Here is a 19,932-nt window from a genome sequence, read left to right as displayed (position 1 = left end):
AGCTCCCTCCCTTTGGCGCAGCCAAGGTGAGGGCCGGGGAGGGGTGCACTTCGCAGTGACCCAAAGCCACAAGCAAAGCCACCCCCTCCCAACCTCCCCCTTGGCTGCGCCAAAGGGGAGGGGCAACAGCACACAGCTGAACCACAGCAACCACACTGCGATTGTGTAACCCATCGAGCACCCGCTAACCTGCGCCGATGCTGCACGCCCTGCGCCACCGTCGCCTCCACCTGCTGCGCCTGCTGATGCTGGCGCTGGTCGGCATTGGCGTATTCGGCACTTCGCTGGCCGCAGCACTGACCGACATCCACATGCTGGCGCACACCGATATAGGTGCCGACGTGCATGAGCACGATGACGCCAAACTGGCGACCGCTCCGGATGCCGAAGACAGCGCCAACGCCCTGCTGCATGCCTTGGTGCATTGCGTGGACTGCCACGGCCACGGTGGCGTGTTGCCCACCGTCACCCCCGCCTGGATCGTGGCATCACCGCCTGCACAGCAGGCCGTGGCCATGCTGGGCACGCAAGCGGTCACGCACCCGACCGAGAGCCTGTTCCGTCCCCCGATAGTCGTCTGACGTCCCGGCCCCTTGGCCGGCCCCTACGTCTGAACCTGCTATCTGGAGAAACCCATGTGGATGCGCCTGGCGGCTGTTGCCGCCTTTGCGCTGGTGCCGCGCGCGTATGCGCAGGTGCCGGTGCCTGCTGTGCCGTTGACGCTGGACGATGCCATCGTCCGCGTTGCCCTTGATCACCCTGAGCTGCGCCTGATCGATGCGCAGCGCCCTGTACTTGAAGCCCGCCGCGACGCCGCGTTGCTGCGCCCGCCGATGCAACTGGGCGTGGAACTGGAGAACCTGCTCGGCAGCGGCGATGCCCGTGGCGTGCAGGGCGCCGAAGCCACGGTCAGCCTTTCCGGTGTGCTGGAACGCGGCGACAAGCTCGATGCGCGCCGCATGCTGGCCCAGGCCAATATCGATGCGCTGGCACCGCAGCGCGCCACCGCACGCCTCGATCTGCTCGCCGAAACCGCACGCCGTTACCTCGCGGTGGCACAAGCGCAAGCAGCACTGCAGATCGCCAGTACCGATATCGAGCAGCGTCGCCGTGCGGTGTCCGCCGCGCGCCTGCGCTTGCAGGCAGGTGCTTCGCCGGAGTCGGTGCTGTTCACTGCGCAGGCAATGCTGGCGCAGGCGGAACTGGATCGCGATCGTGCCATCGAAGAAGCGGGCGCAGCACGGCTGTCGCTGGCCGCGCTGTGGGGCGCGCGCGCGCCTGACTTCAAGGCGGTGAGTGGCGATGCATTGCAGTTGCCGGCACTGCGCGATTTCGCGCTGCTCAATGACGATCTGCAACGCGCACCGGAACTGGCCGAGCTGCTCGGCGAGCAGCGTATCCGCGAAGCGCAGCTGCAACTGGTGCGCACCCGCAGCCGTCCGGATTGGAACTGGCAGGTGGGCGTACGCAACAGCCGCGCCGACAACGCCACCTCGCTGGTCGGTGGCTTCAGCATCCCGCTGGGCAGCGCCCGCCGTGCCGCGCCGGAGATCCGCGAGGCAGAAGCCGATCTCGCCCTGCTTCCCTACCAGCGCCAGGCCCGCCAGCAGCAGTTGTACGCCACCCTGGCCGAGGCACACGGACGCTATGTCACCGCGCGGCTGGAAGTGCAGCGCATGCAGGCGGACGTGCTGCCGCAGTTGCAGAAGGCCGAGCGCGCTGCCGAGCAGGCCTGGCGCGCTGGTGCCGCCAGTTACATGGAGTGGGCGCAGATGCAGGCCATGCGCATTGAATCGCGCCAGCGCCAGTTGGACGCGGCCATCGCCGCACAGACCGCGCTGATCGAGATCCAGCGCCTCACCGGTCAGGGAATGCTGGCCACCGATGCAACCGCTGCCGTGGAGAACGCACGATGAGCCGTCCGATGAATGTTGTAGCCGCCGGCGTGTTGGCAATGAGTCTGCTGCTGGTCGGTTGCGGTGCAAAGCCGGTGGCTGAAGCCGGTGCCGGTGCGGCAGAAGAAGCTGGCCATGATCACGATGAAGAAAAGGGCGGTGATGCAGACGGTCACGCCCACGACGAGGGCGAGGAAGCAGAAGCCGACCGCACCACCATCAAGGCGGCAATGGCCGAACAGTCCGGCATCCGCAGCGCCGCCGTGCAGGCCGGCACCATCGCCGATGAGCACGAGGTGCAGGGCCTGTTGACCCCGGTGGATGGCCGCGTCGCGCAGGTGATGGCGCGCTTCCCCGGGCCGATCCGCTCGCTGCGCGCAAATGTCGGCGATCGCGTCAGCGCCGGCCAGACCCTGGCCAGTATCGACAGCAATCTCAGCCTGACCACCTACAGCATCAGCGCACCAATCAGCGGCGTGGTGTTGTCGCGGCAGGCACAGGTGGGTGCGGTCGCGGGCGAGGGCACACCGCTGTTCGAGATCGGCGACCTATCCGAGCTGTGGGTGGACCTGCATATCTTCGGCAACGACACCCAGCACATCACCGCCGGCGTGCCGGTCACGGTCACCCGCATGACAGATGGCGTTAGCCAGGGCACCACGCTGGAGCGCGTGCTGCCAGGCACCGCCACTGCAAGCCAGAGCACCGTGGCCCGCGCCAGCGTGCGCAATGACGATGGCCTGTGGCGACCCGGTGCTGCAGTGAAGGCGCGCATCGTGGTGGCGATGCAGCCGGCCGCGATGGTGGTGCCGCTTTCCGCGCTGCAGACCATGGAAGGACGCGAGGTGGTGTTCGTGCGTGATGGCGACACCTATACCGCGCGTCCGGTGGTGTTGGGCGCACGCGATGCCGGCAAGGTCGAGGTCAAGGAAGGTCTGCGCGTTGGCGAGCAGGTCGTGGTCGAGCAGAGCTATGTGGTCAAGGCCGACATCGGCAAAGCGGGGGCCGCGCATGAACATTGATCAGTGCATGCAAGCTGGAGGGTGCCGCCATGCTTGAGCGCATCATCCGCAGCGCCATCGCCCATCGCTGGATGATGATGGTGCTTACTTTCGCGTTGATCGCGATCGGCAGCTGGAGCTTCACTCGCCTGTCCATCGATGCAACGCCCGACATCACCAACGTACAGGTGCAGATCAACACCGCCGCCGATGGCTACTCGCCGCTGGAGACGGAACAACGCATCACCTATCCAGTGGAAACGGTGATGGCGGGTCTGCCGAAACTCGAACAGGTGCGCTCACTGTCGCGCTACGGCCTGTCGCAGGTGACGGTGGTGTTCAAGGACGGCACCGACCTGTACTTCGCCCGCCAACAGGTGGCCGAACGCCTGCAGCAGGTGAAGTCGCAGCTGCCGGAAGGCCTGGACCCGCAGCTGGGGCCGATTGCCACCGGTCTGGGCGAGATCTTCATGTACACCATCGACGCCGATCCCAAGGCGCGCAAGCCCGATGGTTCGCCCTATACCGCCACCGACCTGCGCACTTTGCAGGATTGGGTGGTGCGACCACAGCTGCGCAACGTGCCCGGCGTCACCGAGGTCAACACGATTGGTGGTTACCAGCGGCAGATCCACATCACTCCGGATCCGGCCAAGCTGCGTGCGCTGGGCTTCACCCTGGATGATGTCGCCGAAGCCGTGGAGGGCAACAACCAGAACATCGGTGCCGGTTACATCGAACGCAACGGCCAGCAGTTCTTGGTGCGTGTGCCCGGTCAAGTCGTCGGTTTGGAGGAAATCGGCAATATCGTGCTGGCCCGCCGCGAAGGCGTGCCCATTCACGTGCATGACGTTGCAGATGTCGGCGAAGGTCCGGAGCTACGCAGCGGTGCCGCCACCCAGAACGGCCACGAAGTGGTGATGGGGACGGTGGTGATGCTGGTCGGTGCCAACAGCCGCGAGGTGGCACAGGCCGCTGCGGCGAAGCTGGAACAGGCGCAGCGCAGCCTGCCCGAAGGCGTCACTGTTACCGCCAGTTATGACCGTACTGCGCTGGTCGACCGCACCATCCAGACCGTCGCCAAGAACCTGTTGGAAGGCGCGCTGTTGGTGATCGTGGTGTTGTTCCTGCTGTTGGGCAACTTCCGTGCGGCACTGATTACCGCGGCGGTGATTCCGCTGGCGATGCTGTTCACCCTGACCGGCATGGCGCGTGGCGGCGTCTCCGCCAACCTGATGAGCCTTGGTGCACTGGACTTCGGCCTGATCGTCGATGGCGCGGTGATCATCATCGAGAACTGCCTGCGTCGCTTCGGCGAACGCACGCATGCGCTGGGCCGGGCGATGACCCGCGAGGAACGCTTCGCCGAAACCGCCAGCGCCACCGCCGAGGTCATCCGGCCCAGCCTGTTCGGCCTGGGCATCATCACTGCGGTCTACCTGCCGATCTTCGCGCTGACCGGCGTTGAAGGAAAAATGTTCCACCCGATGGCGATCACCGTGGTGCTGGCGCTCAGCGGCGCGATGCTGTTGTCGCTGACCTTTGTTCCCGCGGCGATTGCCATGTTCCTCGGCGGCCGCGTCGAGGAGAGGGAGAACCGTTTGATGGCGTGGCTGCGCGCACGCTACGCGCCGTTGCTGGCGTGGGTGATGCGGCGTGGCCGTTGGGTGGTTGCCGCTGCGCTGCTACTGGTGGTTGGTTGTGGCGTGCTGGCAACGCGGCTGGGCAGCGAGTTCGTGCCCAACCTCGACGAAGGTGATGTCGCCATGCACGCGATGCGCATTCCCGGCACCAGCCTCACACAGTCGGTGAACATGCAGAAGCAGGTGGAAGCGCGCCTGCAGCAGTTGCCGGAAGTGGAGAAGGTGTTCTCCAAGATCGGCACGCCGGAAGTCGCCTCCGATCCGATGCCGCCCTCGGTCGCCGACACCTTCATCATGATGAAGCCGCGCAAGCAGTGGCCGGACCCGCGCAAACCGCGCGCACAGCTGCTGGCCGAGCTGGAAGCAGCGGTGGAGGAATTGCCGGGCAACAACTATGAGTTCACCCAGCCAATCCAGATGCGCATGAACGAGTTGATCTCGGGCGTGCGTGCCGACGTGGCGGTGATGCTGTTCGGCGATGACATGGAAACGCTGGCGCAGGTTGGTCAGCGCATCGTCGCAGTGGCCAACAAGGTGCCGGGTGCGGCCGATGTGCGCCTGGAGGAAACCAGTGGTCTGCCCTTGCTGACGGTCACGCCAAACCGCGCGGCATTGGCGGGTTATGGACTCAACCCGGGGCAGCTGCAGTCCACGGTTTCCACGGCAGTTGGTGGACGCGTCGCCGGGCAGTTGTTCGAAGGTGATCGCCGCTTCGACATTGTCGTACGCCTGCCGGAAAACATCCGCCAGGACCCGGCGGCACTTGCCGATCTGCCGGTTTCGCTGGAGCCTGCATTGGCACAGGACAGCGCCGACGAATCCAGCCGCGCGGGAGGCTGGCGAAGTGGCGATGCGCGCACGGTTCCCTTGCGTGAACTGGCGAGTATCGAAAGCAGCGAAGGCCCAAACCAGATCAACCGCGACAACGGCAAGCGCCGCATCGTGATCACCGCCAATGTGCGTGATCGCGATCTGGGTGGCTTCGTCAGCGAGTTGCAGCAGGCCATCGATGCGCAGGTGAAGGTGCCGGCCGGCTACTGGGTCGAATACGGCGGCAGCTTCGAGCAGCTGATTTCGGCCAGCCAGCGTCTGGCGGTGGTGGTGCCGGTGACTTTGCTGCTGATCTTTGCCTTGTTGTTCTGGGCCTTTGGCTCGGCGCGCGACGCCAGCATCGTGTTCAGCGGTGTGCCATTGGCCTTGACCGGTGGTGTGCTGGCCTTGGCGATGCGCGGCATTCCCTTGTCGATCTCGGCCGGCGTCGGCTTCATCGCGCTGTCTGGTGTGGCCGTGCTCAACGGCCTGGTGATGATCAGCTTCATCCGCCACCTGCGTGAGCAAGGGCGCAGTCTGGACGTGGCCGTGCGCGAAGGCGCGCTGGGTCGTTTGCGGCCTGTATTGATGACTGCCCTGGTCGCATCGCTGGGCTTCGTACCAATGGCGTTCAACGTAGGCGCAGGTTCGGAAGTGCAGCGACCGCTGGCAACGGTGGTGATCGGCGGCATCGTCTCGTCCACCTTGCTGACCTTGCTGGTGTTGCCGGTGCTGTACCGTTGGCTGCACAGGAACGGGAAGTAGCGCCTGCTTGGCTTGAGGCTTTCTTGGCTTGAGGCTTTTGCTTCTGCTTTTGCTTTTGCTTTTGCTTTGGCTTTTGCTTTGGCTTTGGCTTTGGCTTTGGCTTTGGCTTGAAGCTCTTGCTTCGCTTAAAGCCCCTCTCCCGTTCACGGGAGAGGGGTTGGGGTGAGGGCAGCTTTTCGCCGGTAAGGCCCCTGCCGAGCATGGCTCGGCACTACTGTTCTAGCCCCTCTCCCGTTTACGGGAGAGGGGTTGGGGTGAGGGCAAGCTTTTCGCTGGTAAGGCCCCTGCCGAGCATGGCTCGGCACTACCGTTTCAGCCTTGGCTGTTGTTTCATCCATCTCTACAAGCCCGCGCATATCAGCGCGATAATCCGGCAGAGCCCTTCCCCCGGAACCAAGATGAGCGACTGCTGCGGCTGCGGCAAAACCCTGGAAGTCGAACGCATGCAGGCGCAGCAGCGCCGCGTGCTCTACCAGGTGCTGGGGATCAACCTGATCACCTTCGTGCTGATGATGCTCGCCGCCTGGCACAGCGGCTCGGCCTCATTGCTGTCCGGCAGCCTGGACAACCTCGGTGATGCGCTCACTTACGCACTCAGCCTGGCGGTGGTCGGTGCCAGCCTCGCCGCCAAGGCGCGTGTCGCCATGCTCAAGGCGCTCTTCATCCTGTGCGCGGCAATTGCGGTTGGCGCAGGCATCGCCTGGAAGTTGGCGCATCCGCACCTGCCGCTGTTCGAAAGCATGTGCATCGCGGCGCTGCTCAACCTCGCCGCCAACCTGGTCTGCCTGCGCTTGCTGTGGCCGTACCGGCTGGGCGACATCAACCTCGCCTCGGCATGGGCATGCTCGCTGAATGACGTCTACGAAGGTTCGGCGGTGATCCTGGCAGCGCTGGCAGTGTGGGTATTCGGCGCCGGTTGGCCGGACGTGCTGATCGCAGTGGCCCTGCTGCTGCTGTTCCTGGGTTCGGCCTGGAAAGTCGCGCGGGCAGCGTGGCGCGAGCTGCGCACCCAGCGTGCGACTGCCACGGTCGGCCAATCCTGAGTCACGTTGTCGGTTGGTGGTGCTTCCGGCCGATCTGAGCTCGTCAGATCCAGTTCGGCCTCCCACTTTGTTGCTATTGATGGCATTGCACGAGGGGGCCAAGTACGCTTTCACCATGCGTACAAAGCCCAATGCCCAGCCCAACCAGAGCCTGATCGATGGCATCGCCACCTTGCAGGCGCTGGCCTCGTCTCCCGAACCGGTCGGTTGCCGTGAGCTGGCCCGCCAGCTCGATGCCAACCCAACCCGGGTCAACCGCCTGCTCAAGACCCTGGCCTACCTGGGCATCGCCCGGCAGACCGCGGACCGCAAGTACACCGCCGGGCCCGGCATGCACGTGCTGGCCGCGCAGAGCCTGTTCGCCTCGGGCTTGATCCGGCGCGCGCTGCCGGTGCTGGAGAGCCTGCGCCGCTTCGGCCACACGGTGGCGATGGGCGTTCTGTGGAATGACAGTGTCAGCTACCTGTTCCACGCACCGCCGGGAATCGAGGCGGCACGCGGCCTGGGCCGCATCGGCCTGCTGCCGGCTACCACCAGCGGCATCGGCATCGCCCTGCTGGCCCAGCTCTCCGACGAGGAGGTGCGCGAGCTGTATGCGGACAAGCCGATCCCGATGTTCCCGAACGGCATCGAGCAGCTGCTGGCGACCCTGGCCGTCACCCGCAGCCAGGGCCATGCGCGCGTGCATGTCGCCGATGAGCGCGACCACCACGTCGTCGCCATCGCCATGGGCGACCCGGTGCATGCCGGCATCGCGATGTCAGGCTGGATCCCGGAATCGGCCACTGACGAACTGGTTCGTGCGCTGCAGGCCGCCGCCGCTGAAATCGGCTGATCCAGCCGGATCAGCCGTGGCGCAGTGCGGCTTGACCTGTTGCTAAAATAGCAATACGTTGCAGCCTTCCGAAGGGGAGGCGTTGTCGATGGCCAAGCGCGGGTTCGCATGACGGGGACGGGCAGGACCAAATGGGTTTTGCTGGGGCTGCTGTTCTTCTCCACCGTCATCAATTATCTGGACCGGCAGGCGCTGTCGATCCTGGCAACGACCATCCAGGCCGACCTGGACATGTCCGACCTGGAGTACGCGCGGGTCGTGCAGGTGTTCCTGTTCGCCTATGCCGCGGCCTACGTGATGGCCGGCCGCGTCACCGATTGGTTGGGTGCACGGCTGTCGCTGCTGTTGTTCGTTGGCTGGTGGTCGCTGGCCAACATCGCCACCGGGTTGGTGCGCACGCCGCTGGAACTGGGCGCGGCACGCTTCGCGCTTGGGCTGGGTGAGCCGGGCAACTACACCGTGGGCAGCAAGGTGGTGTCCGAGCAGTTCCCCTCGCGTCAGCGCGGGCTGGCACTGGGCCTGTACACCGCAGGCGCGATGATCGGCGCGACCTTGGCGCCGCCACTGATTGGCGGTATTGCCCTTGCATACGGCTGGCGCAGCGCGTTCTGGATCACCGGCGTGGCCGGCTTGCTGTGGATGATCGCGTGGTGGTGGGCCTACCCGCGCGGCAAGGCCAAGGCTGCGACCGCGGCGCCTGCGCAAGCAGCCGCAGCAGATGCGGCGCCGGTCGCCGATGAAGCACTGCCGGCAGCCACGCCATCGATGAAAGGCGTGTGGGGCAGGTTGGCGCGTGATCGCACGGTGTGGGCGCTGGTTGCGTCGCGCGCGGTGGCCGATCCGGTCTGGTACTTCTATCTGTTCTGGTTCCCCAAATACCTGGGCGATGCGCGCGGCATGAGTCTGGCGACGATCGCCTCGCTGGCCTGGGTGGTGTACGTGGCCGCGGATATCGGCAGTGTCGGTGGTGGCCTTATTTCTGGCCGGCTGGTGAAGCGCGGCATGGACCCGGTGCGCGCGCGCCTGACCACCATGGTCGGCGCGGCCTGCCTGGCGCCGGTCGGCATCTTCGTCGCGATGCACCCATCGATCCCGGTATTGCTGGGGCTGGCCTGCCTGGTGACGTTCGCGCACCTGACCTACCAGATCAACCTGACCACGATGACCCTGGACATGTTCCCGTCGCGCTACATCGCCTCGGTGGCGGGATTGGTGGGCTGCGGCAGTGCGCTGGGCGGCATGCTGTCGGCGCAGGTGGTGGGGCATCTGGTAGCGGACGGAAACTTCGATCGCGCCTTCATCCTGATGGCCTTCCTGCATCCGATCGCGGTGGGGCTGGCGTGGACTGCATCGCGGCTGGCGCGGCGCTCGCCGATGACCTTGATCGGACCACAGGCGGCAAGCGTGGCTGGCTGAAACCTTGTTGCACTGAAAAGGCCGGAGCGGGTAACCGCTCCGGCCTTTTGCCTGCCGCTCAGCTGATGGCTTCGGCGTGTTCCCAGAACAACGCGTTGGGCGTGGCGCCCAGGCCATTGCCACTGGGCAGCTGATAGCCCTGGCGGCCGTAGGCCATGTCGGTGTCGAGCATGCGCAGCGAGCGCGAGAAGATCGAATGCTGCCACTCATGTCGCCACAGGCCTTCGATCACGGCGGAGGCCTGCAGGCTGGCCGCCATGAAGATGCCGCCGCCAATCGTCGCGTGCGGTGCCACCTGCACGCCCCGCGCAGCGGCGAGGCGGGCGATGCGGAGGAACTGGGTGATGCCGGTGTGGCCCATCTCCGGCTGCACGAAGGCAAGACTGCCACCGTCGATGCGCGGCCGTGCAACGTATTCGGTGGGCCATTCTTCGCCGGCGGCAACCGGAATCGGACTGTCCTTGCCGAGTGCGATCAGGCCGGGCACGTCTTCCGGCTTCAACGGTGCCTCGATGAAGGTCAACTTGCTGGGCTGCAGTTGCTGGGCCAGCTGCAGTGCCTGCGTGTGATCGAACTTCCAGTGCAGGTCAACCATCAATTCGACCTCGTTGCCCAGGGCTTCGCGCAGTGCCGCCATTTCCTCGGCGATGCCTTCATGGCTCACAACGGCGTGCACCTTGAACGCGGTGTGGCCATCGGCAGCGAAGCCGCGCGCCATCTCGATCTTTTCGGCGACGGTAGCGGCCGGCAGGCCGGATACATAGCCGGCGATACGTTCATGCCGGCGTTCGCCCAGCAGTGCCCACAGTGGTTTGCCCTGCGCGCGTGCGCGCAGGTCCCACAAGGCGATATCGAGTGCGGCGATCGCGTCGGTGTGGAAGCCGCTGCCGCAGCCGCGTACGCGCATCAGCCCGTACAGGTCATCCCAGATCGCTTCCACGTCCTCGGGCTCGCGCCCAAGCAATTCCGGTGCGAGCAGGTCGTTGATGATTTCGCAGGTCGCACGTGGTGCGCAGATGCCATAGGTCTCGCCCCAGCCGATGGCGCCATCGGCCGTGGTCACGCGTACCAGTACCGACCTGTCCACGGTTGGATACAACGTGCCGTTGCCACGTCGCACCAGGTAGCCGCGTGCATTGACCCGCTCACCTGCGCCCAACGGGCCCAGGTAAGGGGTGCTGCGCGGCACGGTCAGGATGAAGGTTTCGACGCGGGTGACGGCACTCATGCAGGACTCCGTGGCGCGCGGCCGGGAACTGCATCCAGCGGCAGCAGATCGGCGATGCGGGCCAACAGGGTATCCAGTTCGCGCTGGTCGTAGGCATCCAGGGCCGGGCCGGGTGCACGCACATGGTCGCTGGCGATCAGGCCGCGGCGCAGCAGCACGGCCTTGGTCAGGCGCCAGCGGAACACCGCCTGCATGCTCAGCAAGGGCAGCGTGCGTTCGAACAGCACGCGCGCTGTTTCCGGGTCACCGGCGGCGTGCGCGGCCAGCATCGCCACGTGCACTTCGGTGATCTCGCAGGCGGGCATGGTGCCGACTGCGCCGCGGGCCAGTTCATCAAGCACGTAACGGGCACCGGCGCCGCCGAATATCGCTTCCACCGAGTCGCCAGCGCGCTCGGACAGCGCGGTGATGCGGTGGCCGGACGGCATGGTTTCTTCCTTGACGTAGCGGATAGCAGGCACGCGCGTGGCCAGCGACAGCAATGCGTCCACGCCAAGGCCGATGCCCATCGGTGCCGGGGCGTTCTGCAGCATGATGGCGACGCCGGATTCTTCGCCGAGGCGGGCGAAGAACGCCGCCATCGCATCTTCGTCACCGGCCAATGCATGCGGGGTCAGCACCATTGCCGCCGCCGCGCCAGCCTGGCCGCCGGCGCGGGTGACCTGCACCGCGTCCTCCAGCGTCTTTGCGCTACCGCCGACGATGAAGGGCACGCGGCCGCGGTTCCAGCGGCCGATGCAGGCCGTCAGGTGCAGCCGCTCCTCCAGGCTGAGCATGTCGTACTCGCTGGCCAGGCCGGGAAACACGACGCCTGCGGAACCTGCGGCCAGCAGGTACTCGAACACTGCCTCGGTGCCGGCTTCGTCGATGGCGCCAGTGGCAGTGAAGATCGTGGGGAGAATCGGGAAGACGCCTTGCAGAGCGGCCATTGCGCCGGGTCCTTGTTCTATTGGTGTGCCATTCGTAGCAACACGCGTTAAAGGGGATTTCCAAGTGTCCGCTGGTATATCGACTTCATTCGCTGCATTGCAGCGTGCGCGGCAAAAACATATTGCTATATTAGCGACAACACTGCCAAGTCGCAGTGCAGCAGCAATGACGGATTTCGTTGGATCCGGGCAGCAGGCTGGCGTGCGGGGCGGGGCAGCGGACGGAGAGGGTCCGCGCCGGTCCTGATGGCAGGCTGCAGGATCCCTACCTTGGGAGAGGGCACGACATATGCATCGTTTTCGACGTTCGACTTTGTTCACCGCACTGGGCGTCTGCCTGTTGGCACCTGCACTGGCCTCGGCACAGGACGCCGCTGCCCCGCCCGCAGGCGGGCAGGAAGCGCAGACCCTGGATGCTGTTGCCGTGGTTGGCATCCGCGGCAGCCTGGAGGCATCACGCGACCTCAAGCGCGATTCGGCGCAGATAGTCGACGCGATCGTCGCCGATGACATCGGCAAACTGCCCGACACCAACGTGGCCGAATCGCTGGGCCGCGTGGCCGGTGTGCAGATCGAGCGCGGCATGGGTGAAGGCAGCGATATCCTCGTGCGCGGCATGAAGGAAAACGTGCTGCTCTACAACGGCCGGCAGATCGTCGATGCCACCGGCCGCGGCGGCAATGGCCTGGACCAGTTGGCGACCTCCACGTATGGGCTGCTGTCATTGGTGCCGTCGGAGCTGATTTCGCGGCTGTCGGTGACCAAGCTGGCCGGTGCCGACCAGCTGAGCGGTGGCCTCGGCGGCATTGTCGACATCAATACGCGCCAGCCGCTGTCCGGCGACAGCGAGCAGAACGTGGTCAGCGTCGCTGGAACCTACGATGACATGGCCGATGCCTACGGTTACAACGCCTTCGGCCTGCTGTCGCGACGCAGCGAGGACCGCCGCTTCGGTGCGTTGATCTCGGCCACCTATGGTCACCGCAACGTGGTCCAGCAGGGCCTGGACACGTTCTCCGGCTACAGCCGTTTCACCGATCCGACCGACCCGGGCAAGACCCGCTTCGGCAGCACCGACATGCGTGCGCAGAACATCGACGATGACCGCACCAAGGTTGGCGTCAGCGCGGTGCTGCAATGGCGACCGGTCGATGGCGTCGAGCTGACCTGGGATACGTTCTATTCGCGCCAGGAGGCCGAGCGTGATCGTTACTGGATTGCTTTCAACCCGTCCGCAGGGCTGAGCAATGCGGTCTACTCCGAGCACAACATCCTGCTGGCCGGACGCTCCACCGGCACCGTGCTGCTCAACTCGGAAGTCGCCGACATCGACGCGGACACGCTGTCCACCGCGCTGCGCGCCAGCTTCCGCGTCGGCGAGCGACTGGACGGTTCGGCCGAGCTCAACTGGGGCCGTTCCACCGCCAGCTATGACCAGCACTACATGCGCCTGGCGCCAATGGCCGGGCTGACCTCGGTCACCGACTTCGACCTGCGCAATGGCAGCTTCGGCAGCTTCAATGTCAGTGGCGTCGACCTGACCGATCCGGCGCAATGGCGCATGACCATCCTGTTCGACAACAACTGGCGCGCCCAGACCGATTCCAGCGCGTTGCGTACCGACTGGAGCCTGGCCTTCGATGATGGTCCGCTGCGCTCGCTGGATTTCGGCGCGCGTTTCAGCCGCCTGGAAAGCCTGCAGAACCCGCTGCGCGCCGACATTCGCCCGAGTGGCGGCATCCCGGTATCGCAGATGGGCGGCTACGTCAGCCAGTACAGCAACCATGACTTCCTGCCCGGCGAATTCAGTGGTTTGCCGCGCGACTACCTGGCCGGCCTGCGTGGCCAGCTGGCTGGCTGCGAAACCTATGCCAACCTGCCGGTGATCTCGCAGAACGCGCAATGCCTGAACCTGCGCAACACCGTTCTGACCCATGGTTCCACCTTCAGTGTCGATGAGGATTTCCTCGAGGGTTACGCCAAGCTCAACTGGGACACCACGGTTGGCGACATGGGGCTGACCGGCAACATCGGCGTGCGCTTCCTGCACCGTGAGCTCGAGTCGCGCGGCAACCTGCTCAGCGGCACCGGCGTGGTGACGCCGGCCACGTTCAAGCGCAACGATGACGAGATGCTGCCGTCGATGGTGGCCAAGCTGCAGCTCAGCGATACGCTGGTGTTGCGCGGTGGTGCCGCCAAAGTCGTGGCGTTCCCGAACACCGAGGATCTCAACAACGGCGTGACCCTCAACAACAATGCCGTGTTCGATGGCAATGGCGTACAGACCTCGCCGGGCACCGGCAGTGGCGGCGCACCGGACCTGGATCCGTTCAAGGCCACCCAGTACGACCTGTCGCTGGAGTGGTATTACGGCGGCCAGGGCCTGCTCTCGGCCGGCCTGTTCTACAAGGATGTCTCGACCTTCATCGTGCAGCGGCAGAGCAACGAGGTCTACAACAACACCAACTACCTGGTGCTGCGCAAGATCAACGGTGACAAAGCCAAGGTGAAGGGTGCCGAACTGCTGGCGCAGGTGCCGTTCACCGGCATCCTCGATGGCTTCGGTGTGGTGGCGACCTACACCTGGATCGACTCGGAAACCCCGATCACCGACATCAATGGCAATGCGATGAGCTTCCCGGGCTTGTCGAAGAACAACGCCAACCTGATCGGCTACTACGAGAACGGCCCGTTCGGCATCCGTCTGGCCTACAACTGGCGCGATGAATACCTGGTCGGTCTGTCCGCCGCATCCACCGGCATCTACAACGATACCTACAAGGATCTGTCGGCATCGATGAGCTACGATTTCAGCGACCGCATGTCGTTGAAGGTCGAGGCCAACAACCTGCTGGACAGCGAACAGCGCACTTTCGATGGCTATGGCGAAGGCCTGCGCACCAACGTGGTGTTCGGGCGTTCGTACAAGGCCAGCATCACCTACCGGTTCTGATCATGGGCGAGGATGTACGGCAGATGGAATGGAGTGGGCGACGCGTCTGGGTGAGTGGCGCTGCCAGCGGCGCAGGGGCGGCCGTGTGCGCGCTGTTGCAGGCGCAGGGCGCGCAGGTGCTGGCGCTGGACCGGGTGGCGGTAGCGGATGCGGTCCAGCAACTTGTGCTTGACCTGGCCGATGGCGCGGCGGTGGATGCCGCGCTGGCGGCACATGTCGGCCAGCCACTGGACGCCTTGATCCATTGCGCCGGCATCTGCCCGTCCGCAGATACCTGGGCCGATGACGATGCCTTGTGGCAGCAGGTGCATGCAGTCAACGTGCTGGGTGCGCGTCGTCTGATGCGGCATGCACTGCCGGGCCTGCGCAGCAACGGCGGTGGCAGCATCGTACTGCTGTCTTCGATCAATGCGCGTTACGCCACGCCCGGTTTGGCTGCCTACGCTGCCTCCAAGGCCGCGCTTGAATCGCTGGCGCGCACCGCGGCATTGGAGCTGGCGCCCGAGCAGATCCGCGTCAATGCGATCGCACCGGCGTCATTGGATACGCCGATGCTGCGCGCCTCGTTCGATCGCAGTGAGGACCCGGCTGCCGCGCGCACGCGCAATGTGCAGCGACATCCATTGCAGCGGCTCGGCACGGCGACGGATGCGGCCGAGCTGGCCCTGTTCCTGGCCTCGCCGCGCAGTGCCTGGATGACTGGCGCGGTGGTGCCGCTTGATGGTGGTGCGGGAGTGACACGTCGATGAGTGGCATGCAGCAAGCGCCGATCATCGGCATCAACTGGGGCAGCAGCAATTTCCGTGCGTTCCTGATCCATGCCGATGGCCGCGTTGCCGATACGGTGGAGCAGCCGCGCGGCATCGTCGGCCTGGACCGTGCGCAGATGGAAGCATTGCTGGTGCAGACGGCGGCACGTTGGCCGGATGCCACGCAGGTCTATGCCTGTGGGATGGTCGGCTCCAACGTTGGCTGGAGCGATGCCGGCTATGCCGACTGCCCGGCAACGCCGCAGCGGCTGGCGGCGCGTCTGCACCGGACCCATGTCGGTCCGGTGGAAGTGGCGATCGTGCCGGGGCTGGCTTGCCGGCGCCCGCAGGACGATGCGCCCGACATCATGCGCGGCGAAGAGACCGAGCTGCTTGGCCTGCTCGACGCCGGCCAGCTGCCGCTGGATGGATTGGTGGCCTTGCCGGGTACGCACAGCAAATGGGTGCAACTGCAGGGCGGTGCGGTGGCATCGTTCCTGACCGCGATGTCCGGTGAAGTATTCGATCGGCTGACCGCTGCCGGTTTGTTGGCGTCGGTGGTGGATGGCCCGGCCGAAGATGGTCCGGCCTTCCTCGATGGCCTGCAGCAAGGCCATCGCAGTGGTTTGGGCCTGGGCAGCCTGTTGTTCGGTGCGCGTGCGCGGGTGATCCGCGGTGAACTGCCGCGCCGCGACGGCGCATCGTGGTTGCGTGGTGTGCTGATCGGTGCGGAGTTGACTGATGTGCTGCAGCTATGGCCGGACGCATTGACCAAATCACTGCCGCTGGTGGGCGCAGCGCCGGTGTGTGCCCTGTACGCGCGGGCCATGGAAGTTCTGGGTGGGCAGGCGCATTCGATCGCATCGCACGACGCGGTAACCCGCGGATTTCTCGCCCTGCATCGGGCGGCATTGGAACAACCCGCATGAACCACAGCTCCGCGGCCGCCTTCGATGCGGCGATCGAACACACACCGCTGGTCGCGATACTGCGTGGACTTACCGGCGCCGAGGCGCTGGCGGTCGGTCAGGCGCTGGTAGATGCAGGCGTGCGTCTGGCCGAAGTGCCGCTCAATTCGCCCGATCCACTGGCCACCATCGCGTTGATGGCCGCGCATTTCGGCGATCGTTTGCTGGTGGGCGCCGGTACCGTGCTGGAGGTGGAACAGGTACAGGCGCTGGCGGCGATTGGTTGCCGCTTCTGCGTGTCGCCGAACAGCAACCCGGCGGTGATCGCCGCCGCGCTCGAACATGGCATGGAACCGATGCCGGGCTTTGCCACGCCGAGCGAAGCATTCGCGGCCCTGGCTGCTGGCGCGCGTTACCTGAAAGCCTTCCCCGCGCACGAGGCGGCGCCGCGTTTGTCGGCACTGGCGGCGGTGCTGCCGGCGCAGGCGCGTCTGGTGGCGGTTGGTGGCTTCAGTGCGGATGCCTTGCCTGCGCTGTGGCAGGCCGGTGTACGTGCGGTCGGCATCGGTTCGGATCTGTACCGGCCCGGCCGCAGTGCCGACGAGGTTGGCGTGAGGGCGAGGCAATGGTTGCAGGCGCTGCGAGCGGTTCCCACCAGTGGTGTCAGTCTGGCCTGCGACGCGCAGACCCTGGTCGGCGAGTCGCCGCTGGTGCTGGAGGACGGTCGGGTCGTCTGGGTCGAGCCGACCGCACCGGCCCTGCTGCATTGGGATGGTGAGGCCTGCACACGAACCCCGTTGGCCGAGGCGGTCTGGTCGCTTGGCTGCGACGGACAGGGTCTGGTGGGCAACGGCGAGACCCATTTCGTGCGTATCGGTGCCGATGGCAGCCTGCTTGCTGGCCCGGAAATCGCGGTGGGCGCGGGTTGCCGGCTGAACGACATGGTGGTCGATGCCCGTGGCGGGCTGTGGGCAGGGTCGATGCACCGTGGCCTGCTTGCTGGCCGGGGCGCGCTGTTCCATGCGGCCAGCGCCGATGCCCCGGTGCGCTGCGTGGCCGAAGGGCTGGGTGTGGCGAACGGCATGGCCTTCTCGGCCGATGGCCAGACCCTGTATGTGATCGACACGCTGGCGCGGACCCTGTTGGCCTACCCTGTCGACATCGAGGCCGGCAGCCTGGGTGAGCCGCGGGTGATCACCGATTTCCTTGGCGAGCCCGGCAAGCCGGATGGCATGGCCATGTCGCCGCAGGGCAGCCTGTGGGTGGCGATGTGGGGCGGCGGCGCGGTGCTCGAACTTGCCGCCAATGGCGCAGTCCTGCGGCGGCTGGCGGTGCCGGCGCCGCAGGTGGGCAGCCTGTGTTTCGCCCCGGATGGGCGCCTGTTCATCAGCACCGCCAGGGCCCGGCTGAGCGCCGATGCGCTGCAGCGGGCGCCGGCGTCGGGCGGGCTGTTTGTCGCCAGGCCCTGAGGGTTGCCGGCGCAAACTTGCGCAGGTACCTGATTACATGCACAATACGCGGCTCGCTGTGTCCGGAATTCTCCGGGCCGGTGGCCGGGAACACGTCATCTGGCCACCCTTGTCAGCGTAACTCTTTGATTCCCATGACGCGTGGCGGGTAACCGCCGGGGCCGCCGTCTTCCTGGCTAAGGAAGTCATCAACATTACCGAGGTGCGCAATGTCCCGCGTATGCCAAGTTTCCGGCAAGCGAGTGCAGACGGGTAACAACGTCTCGCACGCCAACAACAAGACCCGTCGTCGTTTCATGCCGAACCTGCACGAGCGTCGTTTCTGGGTTGCCAGCGAAAACCGCTGGATCAAGCTTCGTGTTTCCGCGCATGCACTGCGCACCATCGACAAGAACGGCATCGATTCCGTTCTGGCTGAGCTGCGTGCGCGCGGCGAAAAGGTCTGAGGAGTAAACGATCATGGCAGGTAAGCGCGATAAGGTCCGTATGATTTCCTCGGCCGGCACTGGCCACTTCTACACGACCGACAAGAACAAGAAGAACACCCCGGGGAAGATGGAATTCCTCAAGTACGATCCGGTTGTTCGCAAGCACGTGATGTACAAGGAAGGCAAGATCAAGTAATCCTCACGGATTGTTTGAGCTGCTGTTCCAAGCAGAACCCGCCGAAAGGCGGGTTTTGTGTTTCAGTGCCGTGAAAAAAGTTCCCGCCCTGCGAGCATGAATACATGCCCGTGCAGCATCAGGCGAGGGGACTGCATCGCCTACAATCGGGCAGATGAGTGTTATCGATACCCCTGCATTGTGTGATCTGGCCATCATTGGCGGTGGCGCCGCCGGCGTGCTTGCCGCCATCGGCGTGCTGCGTGGCGCAAGCGGGCCACTGCGCCTGCTGGTGATCGAGCCCAGTCTGCCGCTGGCCCGTGGCGTGGCCTATGCCACCACCCGCGACGAGCACGTATTGAACGTGCCGGCCGCCAAGATGAGTGGCTTTCCTGAACAACCCGAGGATTTCCTCGACTACCTGTGTGAGGCGCAGGTCTTTCCGGCACTGTCGCGGGAACAGTTGGCCGGGAAGTTCGTGTCGCGTCGTTTCTACGCCGACTATCTGCGCCACCGACTGCAGCAGGCGGTGGACGCCAGCCCTGCGCATTTGGAAATTCTTGCTGCACGCGTGCAGGCGCTGCAGCCCAATGACGAAGGCGTGCTGCTGACCCTGGATTCGGGCCGGCCGTTGCAGGCTGGGCGGGTGATTCTGGCAGTGGGCAATGCGCTGCGGCCGTTGCCGGCGCGCGGTGCCAGTGGCCTGGTCGATGGCAAGCGCGTGGAAGCCTGGGATTACCCGTCACTCGACGGCATTGCGGGCAACGCCGACGTGGCGATCATCGGTTCCGGCCTGAGCATGGCCGACAGCGTGGCAACGCTGCAGGCCAATGGTCATCGCGGTCGCATCCATGTGATGTCGCGGCATGCGCTGCTGCCGTTGCCGCATGCCAAGGGCGCTGCGGCTGATTACGATCCCGAGCCTTTGCTGGCGATGAATCTGCGCCAGCGCATGCATGCACTGCGATGTCACGCGGCCGAAGCGGCCACGCGTGATATTCCGTGGCAAAGCGTGATGGAGCGTATCCGTCCGCTGGGTCAACGGCTGTGGCAAACCCTTTCATTCGATGACCAGCGCCGCTTCCTGCGCCATGTGGTGCGCTACTGGGATGTGCATCGCCACCGCATCGCCGCCCCGCTGCATGCGCAGCTGCTGGAGCTGCAGCGGGCCGGTCGCCTGCAGCTGCATCGTGGCCGACTGGAAACCGCGGTTGCCGAAGGCGCCTGCGTACGTCTGACCGCACGGGACCGTTGGCGTCAGCCGTTGCAGTTGGAAGTGCAATGCGTGATCAACGCCACCGGTGTGGAGATGCGCGCGCAGGCGATGCGCAATCCGCTGCTGCAGCAGTTGCTGGGCAGCGGCGTGGGCCGCGCTGGCCCGCACGGGATCGGTCTGGACACGGCAGCCGACGGCAGCTTGATCGACGCCGATGGCGCGGTCGAGCCGCGCGTGCAGGTGTTGGGCAGCCTGCGCATCGGCAATCTGTGGGAGAGCCTGGCGATTCCTGAATTGCGTGGGCAGGCGGCGACGGCGGCAAAACAAGCCTTGTAGCGCCGAGCCATGCTCGGCAGAGGCTTTCCAAGCAGGCCCAAGGTAGTGCCGAGCCATGCTCGGCAGAGGCCTTACCGGTAAAGCCCCAGCCGAGCCAGGCTCGGCACTACACGGCCATACCCGCAAAACCCAG

General features: G+C 65.6%; 16 protein-coding genes. 14 read left to right on the top strand and 2 right to left on the bottom strand.

Translation table 11 applies throughout. The features are described 5' to 3' along the window. Positions 1 to 197: 197 nt before the first annotated feature. From AC13FW_RS04670 to AC13FW_RS04640, 7 genes are all read left to right on the top strand, one after another. Complete coding sequence (locus AC13FW_RS04670) at positions 198 to 581, top strand: hypothetical protein (protein ID WP_482988356.1); 384 nt, start codon at positions 198 to 200, stop codon at positions 579 to 581. A gap of 54 nt (positions 582 to 635) precedes the next feature. Continuing rightward, positions 636 to 1,916 (top strand): TolC family protein, encoded by a 1,281-nt coding sequence (locus AC13FW_RS04665; protein ID WP_482988355.1) that lies wholly within the window; start codon positions 636 to 638, stop codon positions 1,914 to 1,916. Next, positions 1,913 to 2,917 (top strand): efflux RND transporter periplasmic adaptor subunit, encoded by a 1,005-nt coding sequence (locus AC13FW_RS04660; protein WP_482988354.1) that lies wholly within the window; start codon positions 1,913 to 1,915, stop codon positions 2,915 to 2,917. Before AC13FW_RS04665 ends, AC13FW_RS04660 begins: the two co-directional genes overlap by 4 nt. A gap of 29 nt (positions 2,918 to 2,946) precedes the next feature. After that, complete coding sequence (locus AC13FW_RS04655) at positions 2,947 to 6,114, top strand: efflux RND transporter permease subunit (protein ID WP_482988353.1); 3,168 nt, start codon at positions 2,947 to 2,949, stop codon at positions 6,112 to 6,114. 398 nt (positions 6,115 to 6,512) lie between these two features. After that, positions 6,513 to 7,157 carry a cation efflux transmembrane domain-containing protein gene (locus AC13FW_RS04650; protein ID WP_482988352.1) on the top strand — a complete coding sequence of 215 codons (645 nt, stop codon included), beginning with the start codon at positions 6,513 to 6,515 and terminating at the stop codon, positions 7,155 to 7,157. Positions 7,158 to 7,272: 115 nt separating this feature from the next. Beyond that, positions 7,273 to 7,992, top strand: coding sequence for an IclR family transcriptional regulator (locus tag AC13FW_RS04645; protein ID WP_282270074.1), 720 nt, complete (start codon positions 7,273 to 7,275; stop codon positions 7,990 to 7,992). A gap of 138 nt (positions 7,993 to 8,130) precedes the next feature. Next, complete coding sequence (locus AC13FW_RS04640; RefSeq protein ID WP_482988351.1) at positions 8,131 to 9,408, top strand: MFS transporter; 1,278 nt, start codon at positions 8,131 to 8,133, stop codon at positions 9,406 to 9,408. Positions 9,409 to 9,466: 58 nt separating this feature from the next. Here the strand turns inward: AC13FW_RS04640 and AC13FW_RS04635 are convergent, their stop codons facing one another. After that, entirely contained in the window at positions 9,467 to 10,636 is a 1,170-nt protein-coding gene (locus tag AC13FW_RS04635) for a mandelate racemase/muconate lactonizing enzyme family protein (protein ID WP_482988350.1), read from the bottom strand. Next, the gene (locus tag AC13FW_RS04630; protein ID WP_282270150.1) at positions 10,633 to 11,565 is read right to left on the bottom strand and encodes a dihydrodipicolinate synthase family protein; all 933 of its coding nucleotides are present in this window, start codon (positions 11,563 to 11,565) and stop codon (positions 10,633 to 10,635) included. Before AC13FW_RS04630 ends, AC13FW_RS04635 begins: the two co-directional genes overlap by 4 nt. 289 nt (positions 11,566 to 11,854) lie before the next feature. On the opposite strand from AC13FW_RS04630, the gene AC13FW_RS04625 reads away from it, so the two are divergent. The 7 genes from AC13FW_RS04625 to AC13FW_RS04595 all read left to right on the top strand — a co-directional run bounded on the left by AC13FW_RS04625 (position 11,855) and on the right by AC13FW_RS04595 (position 19,799). Continuing rightward, on the top strand, positions 11,855 to 14,518 hold the full coding sequence (locus AC13FW_RS04625) for a TonB-dependent receptor (RefSeq protein WP_482988349.1): 2,664 nt from the start codon (positions 11,855 to 11,857) through the stop codon (positions 14,516 to 14,518). A 2-nt stretch (positions 14,519 to 14,520) separates the two neighbouring features. Further along, entirely contained in the window at positions 14,521 to 15,267 is a 747-nt protein-coding gene (locus tag AC13FW_RS04620; RefSeq protein WP_482988348.1) for an SDR family NAD(P)-dependent oxidoreductase, read from the top strand. Further along, the gene (locus tag AC13FW_RS04615) at positions 15,264 to 16,196 is read left to right on the top strand and encodes a 2-dehydro-3-deoxygalactonokinase (RefSeq protein WP_482988347.1); all 933 of its coding nucleotides are present in this window, start codon (positions 15,264 to 15,266) and stop codon (positions 16,194 to 16,196) included. Before AC13FW_RS04620 ends, AC13FW_RS04615 begins: the two co-directional genes overlap by 4 nt. Beyond that, positions 16,193 to 17,644 (top strand): 2-dehydro-3-deoxy-6-phosphogalactonate aldolase, encoded by a 1,452-nt coding sequence (locus AC13FW_RS04610; RefSeq protein ID WP_482988346.1) that lies wholly within the window; start codon positions 16,193 to 16,195, stop codon positions 17,642 to 17,644. Before AC13FW_RS04615 ends, AC13FW_RS04610 begins: the two co-directional genes overlap by 4 nt. A 209-nt stretch (positions 17,645 to 17,853) precedes the next feature. After that, positions 17,854 to 18,090 carry a 50S ribosomal protein L28 gene (gene rpmB, locus AC13FW_RS04605; RefSeq protein ID WP_282270140.1) on the top strand — a complete coding sequence of 79 codons (237 nt, stop codon included), beginning with the start codon at positions 17,854 to 17,856 and terminating at the stop codon, positions 18,088 to 18,090. A 10-nt stretch (positions 18,091 to 18,100) separates the two neighbouring features. Next, entirely contained in the window at positions 18,101 to 18,268 is a 168-nt protein-coding gene (rpmG, locus tag AC13FW_RS04600; protein WP_172675037.1) for a 50S ribosomal protein L33, read from the top strand. Between the two features lie 154 nt (positions 18,269 to 18,422). Continuing rightward, the gene (locus AC13FW_RS04595) at positions 18,423 to 19,799 is read left to right on the top strand and encodes an FAD/NAD(P)-binding protein (RefSeq protein ID WP_482988345.1); all 1,377 of its coding nucleotides are present in this window, start codon (positions 18,423 to 18,425) and stop codon (positions 19,797 to 19,799) included. The last annotated feature ends 133 nt before the right edge of the window (positions 19,800 to 19,932 follow it).

The organism is Stenotrophomonas sp. 21LCFQ19, assembly GCF_056861425.1.
The sequence above is the reverse complement of the archived record's forward strand: the minus strand, read 5'-3'. Positions and strand labels throughout refer to the sequence as shown.

What these genes read in the sequence shown, in the direction of transcription:
- AC13FW_RS04670 (WP_482988356.1), top strand. Translation starts at nt 198, where the DNA reads ATGCTGCACGCCCTGCGCCACCGTCGCCTCCACCTGCTGCGCCTGCTG.
- AC13FW_RS04665 (WP_482988355.1), top strand. Translation starts at nt 636, where the DNA reads ATGTGGATGCGCCTGGCGGCTGTTGCCGCCTTTGCGCTGGTGCCGCGC.
- AC13FW_RS04660 (WP_482988354.1), top strand. Translation starts at nt 1,913, where the DNA reads ATGAGCCGTCCGATGAATGTTGTAGCCGCCGGCGTGTTGGCAATGAGT.
- AC13FW_RS04655 (WP_482988353.1), top strand. Translation starts at nt 2,947, where the DNA reads ATGCTTGAGCGCATCATCCGCAGCGCCATCGCCCATCGCTGGATGATG.
- AC13FW_RS04650 (WP_482988352.1), top strand. Translation starts at nt 6,513, where the DNA reads ATGAGCGACTGCTGCGGCTGCGGCAAAACCCTGGAAGTCGAACGCATG.
- AC13FW_RS04645 (WP_282270074.1), top strand. Translation starts at nt 7,273, where the DNA reads ATGCGTACAAAGCCCAATGCCCAGCCCAACCAGAGCCTGATCGATGGC.
- AC13FW_RS04635 (WP_482988350.1), bottom strand. Translation starts at nt 10,636, where the DNA reads ATGAGTGCCGTCACCCGCGTCGAAACCTTCATCCTGACCGTGCCGCGC.
- AC13FW_RS04630 (WP_282270150.1), bottom strand. Translation starts at nt 11,565, where the DNA reads ATGGCCGCTCTGCAAGGCGTCTTCCCGATTCTCCCCACGATCTTCACT.
- AC13FW_RS04625 (WP_482988349.1), top strand. Translation starts at nt 11,855, where the DNA reads ATGCATCGTTTTCGACGTTCGACTTTGTTCACCGCACTGGGCGTCTGC.
- AC13FW_RS04620 (WP_482988348.1), top strand. Translation starts at nt 14,521, where the DNA reads ATGGGCGAGGATGTACGGCAGATGGAATGGAGTGGGCGACGCGTCTGG.
- AC13FW_RS04615 (WP_482988347.1), top strand. Translation starts at nt 15,264, where the DNA reads ATGAGTGGCATGCAGCAAGCGCCGATCATCGGCATCAACTGGGGCAGC.
- AC13FW_RS04610 (WP_482988346.1), top strand. Translation starts at nt 16,193, where the DNA reads ATGAACCACAGCTCCGCGGCCGCCTTCGATGCGGCGATCGAACACACA.
- rpmB (WP_282270140.1), top strand. Translation starts at nt 17,854, where the DNA reads ATGTCCCGCGTATGCCAAGTTTCCGGCAAGCGAGTGCAGACGGGTAAC.
- AC13FW_RS04595 (WP_482988345.1), top strand. Translation starts at nt 18,423, where the DNA reads ATGAGTGTTATCGATACCCCTGCATTGTGTGATCTGGCCATCATTGGC.